The sequence below is a fragment of the Bradyrhizobium diazoefficiens USDA 110 genome (assembly GCF_000011365.1).
Taxonomy (GTDB): domain Bacteria; phylum Pseudomonadota; class Alphaproteobacteria; order Rhizobiales; family Xanthobacteraceae; genus Bradyrhizobium; species Bradyrhizobium diazoefficiens.
The window spans coordinates 5,498,753-5,517,203 of the sequence record NC_004463.1 but is presented as its reverse complement, the minus strand read 5'-3'; the positions used below and the strand labels follow the sequence as shown (position 1 = coordinate 5,517,203).

At 65.1% G+C, this 18,451-nt stretch carries 20 protein-coding genes; 10 read left to right on the top strand and 10 right to left on the bottom strand.

The genetic code is table 11. The features are described from left to right. Positions 1-93 precede the first annotated feature (93 nt). Positions 94-1,227, bottom strand: a complete 1,134-nt coding sequence (locus BJA_RS25035) for a glycosyltransferase family 4 protein (protein WP_011087736.1) — start codon at positions 1,225-1,227, stop codon at positions 94-96. A 201-nt stretch (positions 1,228-1,428) separates the two neighbouring features. Here BJA_RS25035 and BJA_RS25030 point away from each other — a divergent pair, with 201 nt between their 5' ends. Then, complete coding sequence (locus tag BJA_RS25030) at positions 1,429-3,711, top strand: GumC family protein (protein ID WP_011087735.1); 2,283 nt, start codon at positions 1,429-1,431, stop codon at positions 3,709-3,711. A gap of 200 nt (positions 3,712-3,911) precedes the next feature. Here the strand turns inward: BJA_RS25030 and BJA_RS25025 are convergent, their stop codons facing one another. Continuing rightward, positions 3,912-5,093, bottom strand: coding sequence for a GNAT family N-acetyltransferase (locus BJA_RS25025; protein ID WP_038966320.1), 1,182 nt, complete (start codon positions 5,091-5,093; stop codon positions 3,912-3,914). A 130-nt stretch (positions 5,094-5,223) separates the two neighbouring features. Here BJA_RS25025 and BJA_RS25020 point away from each other — a divergent pair, with 130 nt between their 5' ends. Further along, positions 5,224-6,264, top strand: a complete 1,041-nt coding sequence (locus tag BJA_RS25020) for a polysaccharide deacetylase family protein (protein ID WP_038966319.1) — start codon at positions 5,224-5,226, stop codon at positions 6,262-6,264. Positions 6,265-6,282: 18 nt separating this feature from the next. Here BJA_RS25020 and BJA_RS25015 read toward each other — a convergent pair whose 3' ends face one another. Continuing rightward, positions 6,283-6,501 carry a DUF2842 domain-containing protein gene (locus BJA_RS25015; protein ID WP_011087732.1) on the bottom strand — a complete coding sequence of 73 codons (219 nt, stop codon included), beginning with the start codon at positions 6,499-6,501 and terminating at the stop codon, positions 6,283-6,285. Between the two features lie 124 nt (positions 6,502-6,625). On the opposite strand from BJA_RS25015, the gene BJA_RS25010 reads away from it, so the two are divergent. Continuing rightward, positions 6,626-7,708 carry a COX15/CtaA family protein gene (locus BJA_RS25010; protein WP_011087731.1) on the top strand — a complete coding sequence of 361 codons (1,083 nt, stop codon included), beginning with the start codon at positions 6,626-6,628 and terminating at the stop codon, positions 7,706-7,708. Between the two features lie 19 nt (positions 7,709-7,727). Here the strand turns inward: BJA_RS25010 and BJA_RS25005 are convergent, their stop codons facing one another. From BJA_RS25005 to BJA_RS24990, 4 genes are all read right to left on the bottom strand, one after another. After that, a complete protein-coding gene (locus tag BJA_RS25005) occupies positions 7,728-8,072 on the bottom strand; it encodes a hypothetical protein (RefSeq protein WP_028171673.1) in 345 nt (114 codons plus the stop codon). A gap of 207 nt (positions 8,073-8,279) precedes the next feature. Further along, positions 8,280-9,560, bottom strand: a complete 1,281-nt coding sequence (locus BJA_RS25000; RefSeq protein WP_011087730.1) for an O-acetylhomoserine aminocarboxypropyltransferase — start codon at positions 9,558-9,560, stop codon at positions 8,280-8,282. A gap of 138 nt (positions 9,561-9,698) precedes the next feature. Continuing rightward, on the bottom strand, positions 9,699-10,283 hold the full coding sequence (locus tag BJA_RS24995; RefSeq protein ID WP_038966316.1) for a CoA-binding protein: 585 nt from the start codon (positions 10,281-10,283) through the stop codon (positions 9,699-9,701). A 131-nt stretch (positions 10,284-10,414) separates the two neighbouring features. Then, positions 10,415-11,239 (bottom strand): enoyl-CoA hydratase, encoded by an 825-nt coding sequence (locus BJA_RS24990; protein ID WP_038966315.1) that lies wholly within the window; start codon positions 11,237-11,239, stop codon positions 10,415-10,417. Positions 11,240-11,324: 85 nt separating this feature from the next. On the opposite strand from BJA_RS24990, the gene BJA_RS24985 reads away from it, so the two are divergent. The 6 genes from BJA_RS24985 (at position 11,325) to BJA_RS24960 (ending at position 15,002) form a co-directional block, all read left to right on the top strand. Beyond that, positions 11,325-11,753, top strand: coding sequence for a PaaI family thioesterase (locus BJA_RS24985; protein WP_011087727.1), 429 nt, complete (start codon positions 11,325-11,327; stop codon positions 11,751-11,753). Positions 11,754-11,911: 158 nt separating this feature from the next. Beyond that, positions 11,912-12,376, top strand: coding sequence for a 50S ribosomal protein L13 (gene rplM / locus BJA_RS24980; protein ID WP_011087726.1), 465 nt, complete (start codon positions 11,912-11,914; stop codon positions 12,374-12,376). Position 12,377: 1 nt separating this feature from the next. Beyond that, entirely contained in the window at positions 12,378-12,857 is a 480-nt protein-coding gene (gene rpsI / locus BJA_RS24975) for a 30S ribosomal protein S9 (RefSeq protein WP_011087725.1), read from the top strand. 230 nt (positions 12,858-13,087) lie between these two features. Next, entirely contained in the window at positions 13,088-14,308 is a 1,221-nt protein-coding gene (locus tag BJA_RS24970) for a GGDEF domain-containing protein (protein WP_038966314.1), read from the top strand. Positions 14,309-14,364: 56 nt separating this feature from the next. Next, a complete protein-coding gene (locus BJA_RS24965; protein WP_038966313.1) occupies positions 14,365-14,604 on the top strand; it encodes a hypothetical protein in 240 nt (79 codons plus the stop codon). Between the two features lie 101 nt (positions 14,605-14,705). Next, positions 14,706-15,002 (top strand): antibiotic biosynthesis monooxygenase family protein, encoded by a 297-nt coding sequence (locus BJA_RS24960; RefSeq protein WP_011087723.1) that lies wholly within the window; start codon positions 14,706-14,708, stop codon positions 15,000-15,002. A gap of 6 nt (positions 15,003-15,008) precedes the next feature. Here BJA_RS24960 and BJA_RS24955 read toward each other — a convergent pair whose 3' ends face one another. Beyond that, entirely contained in the window at positions 15,009-16,142 is a 1,134-nt protein-coding gene (locus tag BJA_RS24955) for an AI-2E family transporter (protein WP_038966312.1), read from the bottom strand. Positions 16,143-16,392: 250 nt separating this feature from the next. On the opposite strand from BJA_RS24955, the gene BJA_RS24950 reads away from it, so the two are divergent. Beyond that, positions 16,393-17,166: a gamma-glutamyl-gamma-aminobutyrate hydrolase family protein gene (locus BJA_RS24950; RefSeq protein ID WP_028171680.1), complete on the top strand. Its 774-nt coding sequence runs from the start codon at positions 16,393-16,395 to the stop codon at positions 17,164-17,166. A 95-nt stretch (positions 17,167-17,261) separates the two neighbouring features. On the opposite strand, the gene BJA_RS44045 is transcribed toward BJA_RS24950, so the two are convergent. Both BJA_RS44045 and BJA_RS24940 read right to left on the bottom strand, forming a co-directional pair. Next, complete coding sequence (locus tag BJA_RS44045; protein WP_011087720.1) at positions 17,262-17,507, bottom strand: EF-hand domain-containing protein; 246 nt, start codon at positions 17,505-17,507, stop codon at positions 17,262-17,264. Positions 17,508-17,870: 363 nt separating this feature from the next. Next, positions 17,871-18,428: a cytochrome b gene (locus BJA_RS24940; RefSeq protein WP_038966310.1), complete on the bottom strand. Its 558-nt coding sequence runs from the start codon at positions 18,426-18,428 to the stop codon at positions 17,871-17,873. Positions 18,429-18,451 lie beyond the last annotated feature (23 nt).

Below are 18,451 nucleotides of genomic sequence, written 5' to 3'. Positions count from 1 at the left end.
CCCGTGGCGCAGCCTTGCACCCCGGGCGAGCATCCCCCGGCACCTCGATTATCGGACAAATCGGAAGAATCTCTAAAGCGACCTTAAGGGTGGTTAATGATTGGCAAATGCGTCGCGATAACCCGCGATCACGCCGTCAACCATCGCCTGCTGGGAAAAATGCGCGGAGATGCGCTCGCGTAAGGAGGATGCGCGCTGCGCTGTCGCCTGCGGATCGTCGAGTGCGGCCGCAATCGCTTCCGCCATCGCCTCGGCGTTGCTTGCCGCGAACAGGGCCGGGCTCTCCGTGCCGAAGATTTCCGGAATGCCGCCGACGCGCGCGGCGATCATGGGAATGCCGGCCGCGCCCGCCTCGATCACCACATAGGGCATGGAATCGCCGCGCGAGGGAACGACCAGCAGCCGCCCTTTGGAGAAGCCGTAGCGTGCTTTGACGTGGCCGATGAAGCGGATCGCGCCGGAGAGGCCGAGCCTCTCGACCTGCGCCTTCAGCGCTGCCGTCTCCTCGCCGTCGCCGCCGAGCGTGAGGGTGACCTTCTTGCCGCCTTCGTGCAGGCGCGCCACGGCATCGACCAGCAGATCCGCGCCCTTGATGTGCCTGAACTCGCCGACATAGCAGAGGTCGGTGGCATCCTCGGTGGTGACAACAGGCTCGAATTCCTCCGGCGTCACGCCATTGAAGACGCAATGCACCACGCCCTTGGGTGTGCCGACGATGCGCTGATAGGTGTCGCGGGCAAACGCGCTCTCGAACAGGAACAGGTCCGTCGAGTCCATCAGCGAGCGTTCGAGCCGCGCATAGAACTCGCCCTTCAACGTGTTAAGCGGATAGTGCAGCGAGCCGCCATGGGGCGTGTAGATGCGGATGGTGTCATCGGAGCGCCGCCGCATGCGAATGAACGCGCCGGCCTTGGCGCCGTGGCCGTGCATGACATCGGGCTTGAGCTCCGCGATCAGGCGCCGCATCCGAAGCCACACCAGGAAATCGTCTGGCGACGGCTCGCGGCGGATCGCCATGCGGTGCACGCCGAGCTTCAGTCGCGGCGCGAGCTCGGCCAGCGCCTTGTCGGCGCGCTCGCCGCCGGTGAGGCGGTCGGCGAGAATCCCGACATGGTGGCCGCGATCGACCTGGCCGTTGGCGACGTCGAGGATGTGGCGGAAGATGCCGCCCACGGGGGCGCGCACGGCGTGCAGGATGCGAAGCGGCCGGTCGGGAGAGGGGGGCATGATCTGAACCAGCGCTCGACGGCGAATGCCGAACAATTTCCGAAATATCGAGACGGATTAAGAGGCCTCGTGGTTAACAAACGGTGACGGGCGCGCGTGTGCCCATCGCGGGATTAACGCGATTAACCCAGCGGCAACCTTAATGGAGTGTAATCGCCCCGGTTGAGGTAGCTTGGTGGCGTTGCCCTGCGGGAGTGTTCGATGCGTTTAGCGTTCTGGCGTGCCGGCAAGGACAAGGCGGTGGTCGAGCGGGCTGTTTCGAAGTCCAAAGCCGAAGCCAAGCCCGAAGCCAAGCCCGAAGCCACGCCCAAGGTCGAAGCAAGGCCTGCGCCTGCTGTCACCAGGCAGGCGTCCGGTGAATCCGGCGACATCGATCTGCACGCGCTCGGTGGCGCGCTCGCCCGCAAGCGCGGCTGGATCATCGTGCCGACGGTGCTGGCGCTGGTCGCGTCCGTCGCCGCCGTCAATCTCGTGACGCCGCGCTACAAGTCCGAGTCGCGCATCCTGATCGATGGTCGCGAGAACGTATTCCTGCGTCCGAGCAGCGACCGCAGCACCGAGGAGCGGCAGGCGCTCGACCCCGAGGCTGTCACCAGCCAGGTACAGCTCGTGCTGTCGCGCGATCTCGCGCGCGAGATCATCAAGAAGAACAAGCTTGCGGAGCGGCCCGAATTCGATCCGGTGCTGCAAGGCATTTCGCCGCTGAAGTCGCTTGCGGCGCTGGTCGGCATCGGCCGCGATCCGTTCTCGATGACGCCGGAAGAGCGGGTGCTCGACGCCTATTACGATCGCCTCCAGGCCTATGCCGTCGACAAGTCGCGCGTGATCGTGATCGAATTCCAGTCGGCTGACCCGGATCTCGCCGTGCGCGTCGCCAATTCGATCGCCGACGGCTATCTCGTGCTTCAGCAGAATGCGCGCCAGGACCAGGCGCGCAATGCCAGCCAATGGCTCGCGGGCGAGATCGAGAATCTGCGCAAGAAGGTTTCCGACGCCGAAGCCAAGGTCGAGGACTTCCGCTCCAAGTCGTCGCTGTTCGTCGGCACCAACAACACGACGCTGTCGAACCAGCAGATGGGCGAGGTCAATACCCAGCTCAACAACGCGCGCTCGATGAGGGCAGATGCGGAATCCAAGGCGCGGCTGATCAAGGAGATGCTTCAGAGCGGCAAGCCGATCGAGGCGTCCGAGGTGGTGAACTCCGAATTGATGCGGCGGCTGTCCGAGCAGCGGGTCACGCTGCGGGCGCAGCTCGCCGAACAGTCGTCCACGCTGCTCGGCAATCACCCGCGGATCAAGGAGCTGAAGGCGCAGCTCGGCGACCTCGACAACCAGATTCGCGACGAAGCGGCCAAGATCTCCCGCTCGCTCGAAAGCGATGCGCGCATCGCCGGTGGCCGGGTCGACGGCCTGACCACGAGCCTCGAGCAGCTCAAGAAGCAGGCGACCTCGACCAACGGCCAGGACGTCCAGCTCCGCGCGCTCGAGCGCGAGGCCAAGGCGCAGCGCGACTTGCTGGAAACGTATCTTGGCAAGTACCGCGAAGCGAGCACCCGCGAGAGCATCGATACGGCGCCGGCGGAAGGCCGCATCATCTCGCGCGCCGTCGTCTCGAACACGCCGGCCTATCCGAAGAAGCTTCCGATCGTGCTGATCGCAACCATCGCGACGTTGCTGCTCTCGTCCGGTGTCGTCGTCACCGGCGAGCTATTGCGCCAGACCGCGCCGCGCGCGGCGGCTGTCTTTGCTCCGGCGCAGCCGCAGGCACAGGCGGCGGTGCGTCAAGAACCATTCGTCCGGCCGATGGTCGAGCCGGTGGTCGAACCGGTCATGGACGAGCCCGCGCCGCTTCAGCCGGAGATGACGGCCGATGCCGATGTCTCCGAGTTTGCCGAGATCGAGCATCTGGCCGACAGGCTGCGCGCCGCGGCGGCAAAGAAGATCACGGTGCTCGGCACCGCGCCAGGCGAAGCCGTCACGCTGTCGGCGCTGACGCTGGCCCGGCACCTGGCGCGCGATGCGCGGGTGGTCGTGGTCGATCTCGCCGCGTCCTCGCCGACGATTGCCGCGGTGTCCGTCGATGCCTCGGCGCCCGGCCTTGCCGAGCTGATGCAGGGCGAAGCCTCGTTTGCGCAGGTGATCACAAGGGACAAGCTGTCGCGGCTGCATCTGGTCATGGCTGGTCGTCCCGGCTTCGATCGCAGCCTGCTGCAATCGCCGCGCGTGACGCTCGCGATCGACGCCTTGCTTCGCGCCTACGACCACGTGCTGCTCGACGCCGGCAGCGCCTCCGACCTGCCGGCAGAATTGCTGACCGCCAATGCCCGCGCCGTCGTGGTGCCCGATGCGTCAATGGAGCCGGATGCGCGCAGGCTGATGAGCGAGCAGCTCAAGGCCGTCGGCTTCAGCGAGGTGACGATGCTGAGCAGGCCGGTCCAGCCGTCGGATGCACGCGAGATGGGACCGCGCGTGGTCGCGGCTTAGTAGATTTTACCCTCTCCCCGTGTGGGAGAGGGTGGCTTCGCGAAAGCGAAGCCGGGTGAGACGGGTGAAGGGTCACTCTCCACGAGTTCGGAATCGTAGGGTGGGCAAAGGCGCACTTGCGCCGTGCCCACCGCCTTTCAACGATTGCGGCAGAGGTGGTGGGCACGCTTCGCTTTGCCCACCCTACGTTACTACGAAGTCTACCCGAACGCGCGCCGCAGCCGCTGCGCCAGATCGAACAGCATCTGGTTCTGCTTCACCAGCCGCTTGCCGTGGCTGAGCGAGGACATCGCCATCGCCGCAAGCTTGCCGCGCGAGGTCAGCGGCACGAAGCTGTCAAAGATGTCCTCGTCGTCCTTGCAGAACATCCGCTTGTAGTCGTCCGAGCCGATGCCGAGGTCGAGCGAGCGGTAGCCGCGCTCGGCGTAGCGGTCGATGATGTAGCGCATCAGGATCAGGCCCGGGCTGTAGCGGGCGTGCTCGGACATGGTGTAGGTGTTGAACATCATCGAGAAGCGCTGGCCGTCGGCGACGCCGGCGAAGATCGCGATCACCTCGTCGTCGCATTCGAGCGCGTGGATGTCGATGACACGGCCGTCGCCGCGCGGCGCCAGGCAGGCGCTGCGGACGAACTGTTCGACGCCCGGCTCGGCGAAGACGTTGGGCAGTTTCTGTTCGGCCATCCGCACCGGCTTGACGCGGAAGAACCAGTCGAGCAGGCGGGTGACGTCGGCGTCGTTGGTGGCGAGGTGATAACGATAGCCGGCGAGCGCCTGGAGCTTCTTCTCCTTGCTCTTGAGGCGGCGGCGGAAGGAGTTGCTGATCCGCGACGCGGGCGGGCCGCCCGGCTCCATCACCAGCAGCGGGCAGCCGTTGATCGCACTCTGCCGCGGGAGAGCCGCGAACGGGTTCTGCTGATCGTTCCAGCGCAGCGGCTGCTGCGTCAGCGAGAGCACGTCGACATGCTCGCGCAGCGGCGCGAGCAGTGCATCGAGATCGGCGGCGACGGCCTGTGCCGCGAACTCGGCGTTCCACAGTCCCATGTTGAAGGTCGTATGCTTGCCGCCCATGAAGCAGGCCGTGCGCACCCCGTGACCTTGGCGCAGCGAGAGCGGCAGCAGCAGGAGCGGCGCATGTTCGGCGTCGCGGGCGATCACGATGAAGGGGCGCGCGCCCTCGCAGCCGCCGACCAGCCGCTGCCAGGGGCTGAGCAGGTCGAAGCGCTGGTAGGGCGTGAAGAGGTGGCCGCTCTCCTCGAGGGCGCGCCAGACCGGCTCGGCCTGATTGAGATCGGTGACGATGTCGACCTGCGCGATACGGCTCGCTTTCGACCGCGCTGGCGCTTCTGCCGTCCGGCTTTGCATCGCCGCAGCCATGGTCATTCGCGAAACCTGTCGAGAAATCAAAAATATGCGTAATTCGGCCTGTGGCCGACCTTTGCAAAGAAATGTCAACAAAGGGTAATGACAATAGGCGAGGGAACGGGCCGCCGGCGAGCGCGAAGGTGGGATATTGGCATCCGACGACAGATGGCTGGAACGGCTGCGCCATGAGCTGACCTGGTTCACCGGCCAGGCCGCGCTGCGCAGTCGTGGAGCCGGCGCCATCCTGCGCTTTCAGCACGTGCGGCCGCGGCGGCGCGGCGGATTTCAGCCGCTGCGCGAGAACGAGATCACGCCGCAATTCCTCGACCGTGCCATTCGGGCGCTGAAGCGCTGGAGGTACGACATCCTCGGCATGGACGAGGTTTGCCGGCGTGCGGTGACGCTGCCGGAGAAGCGGCGCTTCGCGGCGCTCACCTTCGACGGCGCCAGCAAAGATCTGATCACGTTCGCCTACCCGGTGCTGGCCCGCCACGCCGTACCGTTCACGATCTATGTGCCCACCGCGTTTCCCGACGGGGTCGGAGAGGCCTGGTGGCTCGGGCTCGAGCAGGTGATCGCGCGCGAGAGTCGCATCAGCCTGATGATGGGCGAGAAGGAGCAGCGCTTCACCGTCACTGGCAATGCCGAGAAGCGGGCGCTGTTCTCGTTCCTCGAGAGCTGGCTGCGCTCGCTGCCTCCGGCGGATGTGTCGGCTGCGATCGCCGATCTCTGCACGCGCTACCGGATCGACCTGGCTGCGCTCTCGCGCGAAGCGTCGATGGATTGGGAGGATCTGGCGAAGCTCGCGGCCGATCCGCTCGTCACGATCGGCAGCGCGACCGTGAACTATCCCGTTCTCGCCAACATGAAGGACAGTGCGGCGCTGCGTGAGATGACGATGGGCAAGGTGGTTGCGGAAGCGGCCTTCCACCGCGAGATCAGGCATCTCGCTTTTCCGTTCGGCGATCGCGCCTCGTTCCGGCGCAGCCACGTGGTGATGGCGGAGGAGGCGGGCTTTACCAGCGCGGTGTCGGCGATACCAGGCATCGTGGATGCGGAAGGGCGAACCAATCTGCGCGCGCTGCCGCGCATTTCCTGGGATGGCCGGGTGCGCTCGCTGCGCATGCTGCGCGTGCTGGCGTCGGGTGTCGCCTTTGCGCCGGTGAAACCGACCGGCCGCGCGACGTAGGAGCGTTACGTAGAAGCGTTAGGTGGGCTTGGCCCGATCGGGCCGCTGCATCCAGCTCACGATCGGCATCGCCGGCAGCACCCAGCCCATGCCGACCACCACGTAGTAGATCGCCTGCCGCCAGCCGGATTCGGCGATCCACGGCATCTGCGCCGCCGCCATGCCGAGCAGGGCCCAGACGGTGGCCAGCACCAGGAGCAGGATGGCGCCGAGGAACTTGCGGGTGCGGATCGTCATGACGGAATGTCGCGGTCTCTTGCGCAACTTGCGCTGCGGAAGCGGGGGACTATAAGGGGCACGCAGTCCGGTTCAAGCCTCCTGGTTCAAGTCTCTTAGCTACAAGGTTTGGTTTCGCCCTGAAATGACGACGATTTCCGCCCCGTCCGAGCCGTATCGCGCCGTGCGCTGGTGGCTGATTTCCGTGGCCGCGCTGATCGCGCTGATGGTGCTGGTCGGCGGCGCGACGCGGCTGACGGAATCCGGCCTCTCGATCGTCGAATGGAAGCTAGTGACGGGCAGCCTGCCGCCGCTCTCGGCGGCGCAGTGGACCGAGGCGTTCGAGGCCTACAAGAAGATCCCGCAATATCGCGAGCTCAACGCGGGCATGAGCCTGTCCGAGTTCAAGGAGATTTTCTGGTGGGAGTGGAGCCACCGGTTGCTCGGCCGCTTCATCGGCGTCGCTTATCTGTTGCCGTTTCTTTTCTTCCTGTGGCGCGGGGGCTTGTCCCGTGAGTTGAAGCGCAGGCTGTGGCTGCTGTTCGCGCTCGGCGGGCTTCAAGGCGCGGTCGGCTGGTGGATGGTGGCCTCGGGTCTCTCGGAGCGGGTCGAGGTGTCGCAATATCGGCTGGCGACGCATCTGGTGCTCGCGCTGCTGATCTTCGCCGGCATCGTCTGGACGGTGCGGCGGCTCAAGGAGCGGGCGCAGATCGCCGCGCCCGCGCGGCTGCGGTTCACGAGTGCGCTGCTGCTTGTCGTGACCTTCGTGCAGATCTATCTCGGTGCATTGGTCGCGGGCCTGCGCGCGGGCCGCGCCTACAACACCTGGCCTGAGATCGACGGCGCGCTCATTCCCTCCGCCGAGCGGCTGTGGTTCGAGACGCCGTGGTGGCGCAACATGTTCGACAATGTGCTGACGGTGCAGTTCGAGCACCGCATGACGGCCTATGCGCTGTTCGTGTTGGCGGCGCTGCATGCGTTCGACGCGGTGCGCTCGCGCGCGGGTCTCGCTGCGAGCGGCGCGCTCTGGCTGTTTGCTGCGGTGAGCCTGCAAGCGGTGCTCGGCATTCTCACGCTGCTCAACCAGGTGCCGATCGGGCTTGCGCTCGCGCATCAGGCAGTCGCGATCGCGGTCTTGACGCTCGCGGTGATGCAGACGGAACGGCTGGCCTCGCGGCAATCTGCCGAGACGCAGCCGCGCGTGGTCCCGGTCAGTCAGCCCGGCTGATCACCATCAGCCCGGCTGATCAGCAATAGCCGTAGACGCCGCACGCGTAGGGCAGGCGCCAGAAATAGTCGACCTGCTTCCCGCCGTAATACGGGCCCTGATAGTCGTAGTCCCAGGGGCGGCCATAATAGCCCGGCAGCGTGTGAGAGCCGGGCAGCAGCGGCGTGCCCGGCAGATTGCGGACGTAGCTGCCGATGCCATAGGCCGGCGAGATCAGCGCATCCGGATCGGTCTCGACATAGACCGTTGGCGCCTCCTGCGGCGGCACGGCGGCCCGCCGCTTCGGCGTGGCCGGAAGGTCGGCGGCGAGCGCGCTTGAGAGCGTCAGCATCGCCGCAAGGGCAGGCACCATCCAGCGCAGCATCGTCGGCTCCGAATCAAAGGGCGATCCAAAGACGATGTATGCGGCAGATATGGTTAATGACTGTTAACTGAGGGGGGCGGCGCCGCCACCATGCGCCGTCCGTCATTCCGGGGCGGTCCGGTAGGACCGAACCCGGAATCCAGAGATGAGCAAATGACGTCGAGGTTCCGGGTTCGGTGCTTCGCACCGCCTCGGAACGACGGGCAACTAAGCCCCCAGCGCCTGTTCCAGATCGGCGATCAGGTCTTCCTTGTCCTCGATGCCGATCGAGAGCCGCACCACGTCGGGGCCGGCGCCGGACTTCACCTTGGCGGCGTCGTCGAGCTGGCTGTGCGTGGTCGAGGCCGGATGGATCACCAGCGAGCGGGTGTCGCCGACATTGGCCAGATGCGAGAACAACTGCAGTTTCGACACCAGGCTGACGCCGGCGTCATAGCCGCCCTTCAGGCTGAAGGTGAACACGGCGCCTGCGCCCTTTGGCGCGTATTTGCGCGCAAGCCGGTTGTACTTGTCGCTGGCAAGGCCCGCGTAGCTCACCGAGGCCACCGCCGGATGGCCGGCGAGGAATTCGGCGACCGCCTTGGCGTTGTCGCAGTGCTTCTGCATGCGCAGCGGCAGCGTCTCGATGCCGGTCAGGATCATGAAGGCGTTGAACGGCGACAGCGCCGGCCCGAGGTCGCGCAAGCCCAGCACGCGGCAGGCAATCGCGAAGGCGAAATTGCCAAAGGTCTCCTGGAGGCGGATGCCGTGATATTCCGGCCGCGGCTCCGACAGCATCGGATATTTGCCGCCGGTCGACCAGTCGAACGTGCCGGCATCGACGATGATGCCGCCGAGCGAATTGCCGTGGCCGCCCAGAAACTTCGTCAGCGAGTGCACGACGATGTCGGCACCGTGATCGATCGGGCGGATCAGGTAGGGCGAGGCCAGCGTGTTGTCGACGATCAGCGGCACGCCCGCCTTGCGCGCCACCGTCGAGACCGCCTCGATGTCGGTGATGCTGCCGCCGGGGTTGGCGATGGACTCGATGAAGATCGCCTTGGTGCGCGGGGTGACGGCGCGCTCGAAGCTGGCGATGTCGTCGGAATCGGCCCACACCACGTTCCAGCCGAAGCTCTTGAACGCATGCGTGAACTGGTTGATCGAGCCGCCATAGAGCTTTCGCGCGGCGATGAACTCGTCGCCGGGCTGGAGCAATTGCTGCAACACCACGACCTGCGCGGCGTGGCCGGAGGCAACGGCCAGCGCCGCCGTGCCGCCTTCGAGCGCAGCGACGCGTTCTTCCAGCACCGCGTTGGTTGGGTTGCCGATGCGGGTATAGATGTTGCCGAACGCCTGCAATCCGAACAGCGAGGCGGCGTGGTCGGCGTCGTTGAAGACGAAAGAGGTCGTTTGATAAATCGGCGTCGCGCGCGCACCGGTCGTGGGGTCGGGCTGTGCACCGGCATGCACGGCGAGGGTTGAAAATCCCGGAAGGCGATCGCTCATTGAGGGCGTCCTGTTCTTGTGGTCTGAAATCGCGCGGCATGCTGATCGGCGCCGCTGCTGCCGTCAAGGCGCGGCTTCACATCGGAACGATCGTTCTGCGTATTGTCGCGTTCGCGAAAAGAATCGTTCGCAATTGCGTCAGCTTTGCTCGCTCTTGTTTTTGGCGGCACGATCGGATGCCGCGGTATCGCCACCGCCGACACTCATCCGATTGAGGGATAGCCGCATGCCTTGCGTCGGCGCCGGCGCGCGCTTGGAGCTGAGCGTGCGCGAATTGACGCCCATCCAGGAGATCTCGGACGACAAGCGGCCATATTCGATCTTTGGGCAGCGGTTCATCACGACCTTGATACCGACCGCTTCGGCCTTCGCCGCCGCGACGTCGTCACGCGCGCCGAGCTGCATCCAGATCACCTTCGGCAGCGGATCGAGCGCCAGGGCTTCCTCGACCACGGGCATGATGTGGCTGGAGTTGCGAAAGATGTCGATCATGTCGACGGGACGGCCGATGTCGGACATCGAGGCGACGAAGGGTTTTCCGAGCAGCTCCTTGCCGACATGGCCGGGATTGACCGGAATCATGTCATAGCCGCGCTGCGCCAGATATTTGAACGCGAAATAGCTCGGCCGCACATTGACCGGCGAGGCGCCGACCATCGCGATCGACTTCACGCTATTGAGGATGGCGCGGATGTAATTGTCGGGATAGGCGTCGTGGTTCATCTTTTTCTTTCGTTCGTCATTCCGGGGCGGCTCGCAGAGCCGAACTCGGAATCTCGAGATTCTCAGGTGCGCAATTGCGCACCATAGTTCGATGCTCCGCATCGCCCGGAATGACGGTGCGTGAAACGTCGCTATTCATCCCGCCACGTCGGCGCGCGCTTCTCGATGAAGGCGCCGATGCCTTCCTCGGCGTCGCGCGCCATCATGTTCTCGGTCATCACCTCTGCCGCATAGCGATAGGCGTCCGCAAGGCTCATCTCGGCCTGGCGATAGAACGCCTCCTTGCCGAGCTTGACCGTGTAGGCGGATTTCAGCGCGACCTGTTCCGCCAGCGCAATCGCGGCGCCGCGCTCGGTACCCGCTGTCACGACGCGATTGACGAGGCCGATCTCGCGGGCGCGGTCGGCCGTGACAGGCTCGCCCGTCAGCAGCATCTCCATCGCCTGTTTGCGCGGAACGTTGCGCGACAGCGCCACCATCGGCGTCGAGCAGAACAGGCCGATGTCGACGCCGGGCGTGGCGAACTTCGCGTCCTCCGAGGCGACCGCGAGATCGCAGCTTGCGACGAGCTGGCAGCCGGCGGCGGTCGCGATGCCCTGGACGGCGGCGATCACGGGCTTTGGCAGGTGCACGATCGCCTGCATCATCGCGCTACAGGCGTTCATCATCTCGGCGAAATATGCGCGGCCGCGATCGGGGTCGCTGCGGCGCGCGGTCAATTCCTTCATATCGTGGCCGGCGGAGAAGGCCGGACCGTTGGCGGCGATGACGGCGGCGCGGATGCGCTTGTCCTCGGCAATTGCGTTGAAGCTCGCATGCAGCTGGCCGATCATCGCCTCCGACAGGCTGTTGCGCGCGGCGGGGCGGTTCAGCGTGAGCACGGCGACGGTGCCGACGATCTCCCGCAGCAGGATCGGCGGTTCCGGGAAGGGGGGGCGGGCGGGCTGGACGGACATCGAAGCGTTTCCAGTTGGATTATTGCAATTGGATGATGCAGATAACCTAATGTAACAGCGGACCTGAAGCGAGGGTGGGGGTGGCATGGCGTTAGCGAAAATGAGCGTGGCGGAGGTCGAGCAGTTTCTCCGTGACGAGTTTCCCCAGGCCTTCAGTGGCGGCGACATCACGATCGAGAGCGCGGACGGCCAGACCTGCCTTTTGCGCCAGCGCTACAGCGAAAGGATGCTGCGGCCGGGCGGAACCGTGTCCGGCCCGACGCTGATGGCGCTCGCCGATTTCGCGATGTACGTGGTGCTTCTGTCCGCGATCGGGCCGATCGGGCTCGCGGTCACCACCAATCTCAACATCAACTTCCTGCGCAAGGGCCAGCCCGGCCAGGACGTTCTGGCCGAGGCGCGGCTGCTCAAGCTCGGCAAGCGCCTGGCGGTCGGGGAAGTGAACCTCTTGTCCGGCACCTCGCCCGATCCGATCGCCCATGTCACCTCGACCTATTCCATTCCAAATGTTTGAGCTTTTTGCAGGTAATATAGCACCATATTTTTAAGCTGTTGATTTTACGAGCGTAATTTCCGTCTTCGGGCATTGACCGTTGCGCGTCTCTTCTCTAGAAAACCGCGCAGTCCGGTGCGGTGTTCGCGCCGATATCTCCCGTCCACGGAAACTCCGATATGAAAACCTTTTCGGCAAAGCCGGCTGAGGTGACGAAGAAGTGGGTGCTGATCGACGCCAAGGGTCTGGTCGTCGGCCGTCTCGCCACCATCGTCGCCATGCGCCTGCGCGGCAAGCACCTCCCGACCTACACCCCGCACGTTGATTGCGGCGACAACGTCATCATCATCAACGCGCAGCATGCGGTCCTCACCGGTCGCAAGCGCGAGCAGAAGACCTACTACAAGCACACCGGCTATGTCGGCCACGTCAAGGAGCGCACCGCGCGCCAGATCCTCGAGGGCAAGCATCCCGAGCGCGTGCTCGAGAAGGCCGTCGAGCGCATGATTCCGCGTGGTCCGCTCGGTCGCGTGCAGATGGGTAACCTCCGCGTCTACGGCGGGGCCGATCATCCGCACGAGGCGCAGCAGCCCGAGAAGATCGACATCGCCAAGTTGAACCGCAAGAACACGAGGGCCGCATAACATGGCCGAATCCATTCAGTCGCTCGACCAGCTCTCGCAGCTCAAGACGGCGGCCGCGCCCGACGCGCCCAAGCACGAGAAGAAGGTCGACAAGTTCAACCGCGCCTATGCCACCGGCAAGCGCAAGGACGCGGTCGCCCGTGTCTGGATCAAGCCGGGTGCCGGCAAGGTCACGGTCAATTCGCGTGAGGTCGAGGTCTATTTCGCGCGTCCCGTGCTGCGCATGATGATCGAGCAGCCGTTCTCCGTGGCCCAGCGTTCCGGCCAGTACGACGTGATCTGCACCGTCGCCGGCGGCGGTCTGTCCGGCCAGGCCGGCGCCGTCCGTCACGGCATCTCCAAGGCGCTCACCTATTTCGAGCCGGAGCTGCGCACCGTGCTCAAGAAGGGCGGCTTCCTCACCCGCGACAGCCGCGTGGTCGAGCGCAAGAAGTACGGCAAGGCCAAGGCCCGCCGGTCCTTCCAGTTCTCGAAGCGTTAATCGCTTCGGTCACATTCGCCGCGAAAGCGGCTTCAATGAGATGCAAAAGGGCGCTGATTTCAGCGCCCTTTTTGTTGTTCGTTTGTATGCAAATTGACGACGTGTTTCCCGAAAAGTTGGGGCCGCGTGAAAACCTGAATGGAACCCGCGGGAACTTAGCGTCGCCTTTGGAAGGGCGCGCAAATCGGCTGGGCCGGTCGCGTAACTGCTATGTTTTCAAGGGGGCCGACATGATGTCGCTCGATAGCATCACGCTCTATTTGGTTGCCACCATGGTCGCCGCACTGCTCGGCGCCATGATGGTGTTCTTCGGCAGGCAGGAGAACAGTCCTGCGCTGAAATGGTGGGGCACCGCCTATCTCCTCGGCGCGGCCTCGGTCGCATTGTGGACGGCGGCCGGCGACAGGCTGGGGCCGCATCTCTATCTGGCGTTAAATGCCGTCGGCTTCGTCGCCTGCGGCATGGTGTGGAATGCTGCGCGCGTCTTCCACGGTCGCAAGCCGAACTGGCCCGGCCTCGTGCTCGGCGCGCTCGCATGGGCCGCCGCCGTGACGCTGCTCGATCCCGCGGCGTCCATGCTGCGCATGATCATCGGCGCCGGCATCGTCTCGGTCTATGCCGCGCTGACCGCAAGCGAGCTCTGGGTCGAGCGGCGCAAGAGCCTGCAACGGCGCTGGCCGGCCTTCGTGGTGCCGGTGATGCACGGCTGCGTGCTGATGCTGCCGATCCTGCTCGGCAGCTTCCTGCGCCCGCACGATGCCGGCTTCTCCAGCAGCATCTGGGTCACCGTGTTCGCGGTCGAGCTCGTGCTCTATGCCGTCGGCACCGTGTTCGTGATCTTCATGCTGGTGTCGGAGCGCGCCGTCACCGCGCACCGGACCGCCGCATCCACCGATCCCCTGACCGGCATGCTCAACCGCCGCGGCTTCTCGGAAGCCTGCGGCCGCGTGATCGAGCGCGAGGCCAAGGCCGGGCGTCCCGTGACCGTGATGATCTTCGACATCGACCACTTCAAGTCGATCAACGACCGCTTCGGCCATCCCGCCGGCGACGAGATGCTGAAACTGTTCTCGACCGTGGTCGTCAGCAATCTGCGCATCACCGACATGTCGGGCCGCATCGGCGGCGAGGAATTCGCGGCGTTGCTGCCGTGTTCGCTGGAGGAGGGCGTGCTGGTCGCCGAGCGCGTGCGCGAAGCCTTCGAGACCTCCGGCGTCGTGGTCGATGAGGGCCCGGTCGACACCACCGTCAGCATTGGCGTCGCCGGCGGTCCGGCCGGTACCGAGCTCGAGGTGCTGCTGGCCTCGGCCGACACTGCACTCTACCAGGCCAAGCGCGGCGGCCGTAACCGCGTCGAGGCCGCGGAGGAGCTGCCGCTGTCGCTGGAGAACTGGCGCCGCCAGAGCGCCGCGCGGATCGGCGCGCCGCAGGCGCGTCCGGCCACGGCTTGAGGCAAAGGGCCCTGGGGTAATTCCTTGTTTACCATTCGATCCCTACCATTCCGGTCATGGAATCGATCCGTCGACAGACCCCGCAGGCCGCCCTGATGTCGCTCGAAGCTCAAGCCGCCTCGGCGCGAGGCGGCTTCGCCTGTCTGTTCTCGACCGCGGAGGAATATGAGACGGCGCTGATCACCGAGCGCCGTGCCCAGGGACGCTACACGCAGCAGCGCCGCAGCTATTGGCCGCTCGCGCTGTTCGTCGGTTGCGCGCTCATCGTGGCAGGCACCGTCCTGCTGTTCGCCTGAGAGACCTGCAGTTTCCGGCCAGCCAGGGCGCCGTTTCGGCGCCTTTTTCTTTTGGGCGGGGTGCGGTAGACACGCCCGTCAAACAAGAAGGGTGGAAGCCGATGATCACCGAGATCGCGCAAATCGACGTCAAGCCGGGCAGCGAGAAGGATTTCGAGGCCGCTGTCGCCAAGGCCAAGGCCGCGTTCGGCCGCTCCAAGGGCTTTCACGGCTTCGAGCTGCACAAATCGATCGAGAAGCCGCAGCGCTATCGCCTGATGGTGAAGTGGGCGACGCTGGAGAACCACACCGTCGATTTCCGCGGCTCCGAGAACTTCGCCGAATGGCGCAGCCTCGTCGGCCAGTATTTTGCTGCGCCCCCGGAGGTCGAGCACACCGAGACTGTGCTGACGACCTGAGCCGCCTCAAGCCGCCTCCGCCAGAGGCGGCGCCTCATAGGTCTTGAAATGGTCGATCATGACCTTGGCGATGGCGACCAGTGGCAGCGCCAGCGCCAGGCCCCAGATTCCAAAGACGACGCCGAGCAGGATCTGGAACGCGAACAGCGTGGCCGGCGGAATGTCCAGCGCCTGCCGCTGGAGCAGCGGCGTCAGCACGTAGCTCTCCATCGCATGCACGCCGAGAAACAGGATCAGTGCGGATAGCGCCGGGATCCAGCCCGAGGCGAGACTCGCCAGCACCACGACGACGCCGGCGATGATGGCGCCGACGGTCGGGATGAAGGCGAGGAGGCCGGCCTGGATTCCCAGGATGAACGACCCGGGGATACCGATGATGGCGAGCCCGATCCAGGTCACCACGCCGACTGCCAGCATGACGATGATCTGCGCGATCAGCCAGCGCTCCAGCGTCTCGCTGATGCGGTCGACGATGAGCGTAGCCCGCGTGCGGTGCCTGGCCGGCACGAGGAACAGCAGGCCGTCGTGATAGACGCTGGGCTGGGCAGCGAAGGCCAGCCCGAGAAACAGCACGATGAAGATGTTGCCGACGGCGCTGATGGTGCCAAGCAGCAGCTTGAAGGTCTGGCTCACGATCGCCCCGCCGCTGGACGCGAGGGCGCCTGCACCCGGCAAATTGCCGCGCGGGGCCGTGTTTGGGGTGGGCGTCGACCCTGCATCGGTGGAGGCGGCGGGTGCGGCGTTGCCGAAATCGAAGAAGCTGGTGTCGATACCGTGGGTGTCGAGAAAGGACTTCACGTTGGTGATCTGCGACCTGATGGTCTTGCTGAGCAGCGAGGCCTGTTCGGCGATGGTGGCGCCGCCGAGATAGGCGACGCCTGCGAGCATCAGGGCCAGCGCGATGCAGACGATCGCAAGCCGCATTGTGTGCGGCAGGTGCACGCGGCGGCCGAGTGCATTGGTCAGCGCGTTGAGGCCGACGCCGAGCAGCATGCCGGTGAAGATCAGGAGCAGGGTGGCGGCAAAATACCAGGTGAAGGCGAGCAGCGCCGTGACCAGCACGACGCTGATGCCGCCGACCGAGATGGCCCAGGCCAGGTCGCTGCGGGTCCGGGGTCGTTCATCTCGGGAAATTGTCACGTCGTCTCCTTTTGGGAAGGCCGCAGAGCGCACTCTTTCGCCAAATCTTACCTGGGATCAAGCCGAGGCTATGCACCGGTTTGACGCCTCGGCGGGCCTGCTTTGGCCGACGCCGGGGCGCGAAAGTGGGCCGACGCGGCGCCAAAGGCGCGAAAATAGCATTGCCGTCCCGCAATCCCTTCGGTTGAATTTGTTCCATCGGAAGGGCATGTTTGGAGAATCTTCTTACGGGGGAGGTCGGAAACGGAAGATGAGAAAGCCGGTCGTCGGCGTGATCGGGAACGCCCATCGCGTCGAAAATCGATTTCAGGTCCAGATGGTCGGCGAGCGCAATTTGCGTGCGGTGGCCGAGGTCTCCGGCGGCCTGCCGGTGATGTTTGCGGGCTCGCCCGACATCACCGACATCGGTGCGCTGCTCGATACCGTCGACGGCATCGTCCTCACGGGCGCCCGCGCCAATGTCCATCCGACCCGCTTCAACGTAGACCCTTGCGAGAAGCACGAGCCCTACGACATCCACCGCGACGAGGTGGCGCTGGCGCTTTCCGTCGCCTGCGTTGCGCGCGGCATCCCGCTGTTCGGCATCTGCCGCGGCCTCCAGGAGATGAACGTCGCCTTCGGCGGCTCGCTGCACCCCGAGATCCGCGAGATCCCGGGTCGCATGAACCATCGCATGCCCCGGCTCGAGAACGGCGAGATCCACCCCGATCCGACCGTGGTGTTCGCCGACCGCCACGATGTCGACCTCACGCCGGGCGGGGCGTTCGCACGGCTGCTGGGCTGTGAGAGGATCCGGGTCAATTCTCTGCACGGCCAGGGCATCCTCGATCCCGGCAAGCGCGTGCTGATCGAAGGTGTCGCCGAGGACGGCACCATCGAGGCCATCCGCATCGCGGAAGCCCCGACCTTTGCGCTCGGCGTGCAATGGCACGCCGAATACGATCCCCAGCGCAATCCGATCAACCGGAAGCTGTTCGAGGCGTTTGGCGCAGCGCTGGTGGAGCGGCAGCGCGCGACGGCGTAGATCACGTTCGTGTCCCGGACAAGCGAAGCGCCGATCCGGGACCCACGCTGCTCGGAGGTCCTGCTGGGGGATAGCTCGTTTGGCGGATAGTCAGCCTATCTTCTGGTTTGTAGGAACGCTTGCATCTCTTCCGGCGTGAGTTTGCCATCCTTATTGCTGTCCATTGCCTTGAAAATTCGCTCGTGGGCTGCCTGAAACTCTGCCGACGAGATGGCTCCGTCGCCGTCGGAGTCCATAAGCGCAAACATCATGCGGAACATTATGGGAGGCCCCATCGCGTCCACGCCCATCCTGCTGCGCCCCTTCATCGCGCGACCCATCATGTCTCCACCACCCATCATGCCTTGTCGCTCTCCGGACGGGCTTGCGGGGGGCGTCGTTTGCGCGGGTGCCGCTGCTTGGTCCGATCCCGGATGATGGGCCTCGTGATCAGATGCCGTCTGAGCGAACGCGGGATGGTTCAGGGCAGCTGTTCCTCCGACGTTGATCCGAAATCACAACGATGCCGATCCAGTCCGGGTTCGGCTTGAGGCAAATCAATATGATGGGCAGGGGGCGCCGCTTGATTTCCTGGATGAGCCGGTCGCGAACCAGCGCCCACGGTTCATGCGGCGCCACAAAGGTCCAGAAATAGCACGTTGGTCCGCCGCCGCCTCGATCGTTGCATCACTCGCCGAGGATGTTGCGGTACCCGTGGTACGCCATCATTTGCTGCGAGGTAGCATGCGGTTCAACGTATTGTCGCGAAAAACGATATGATGGATCAGAGCTGCGCCAGCATGAAAGAACGCGACGAATACAAGCGCGTGGGCCGCAATTTCGTGGATCTCCTTGACCGAGTGCGCGAAGGCTCTATCTCGTATCCATGGCGATGATATTTCGTAGATGCCGAGCAGCGGCAACGCCTCGCCACGCGCAAACTGCGTAACGATCCCGGCGACCGGAACGACAACGAGCAAGGCGTAGAGCGTATAATGAAAAAGACGGGCGGATGGGTCGGCGAAGGCGCCAAGCCATCTGCGGAATTCGTTTGGCTCAGGAGGTGGCGGCGGAACGGCCGCCCTCCACACCAGCCGCATGATCAATGCGGCCAAGATCAACAGGCCGGCGGAAACATGAACAAGCAGGCCTGTCTCGCGCGCGCCACCCTTGGGCAAGTCATCGCCAAATATGCCGAGCGTCCACGCAACGATCACCAGAACTACCGTCGCCCAGTGGAGGAACTGGGGAACAGTACCGTATCGGTCAGGGGAACTCGTCAATGTCGCCTCCCTTCGGCTTCGAT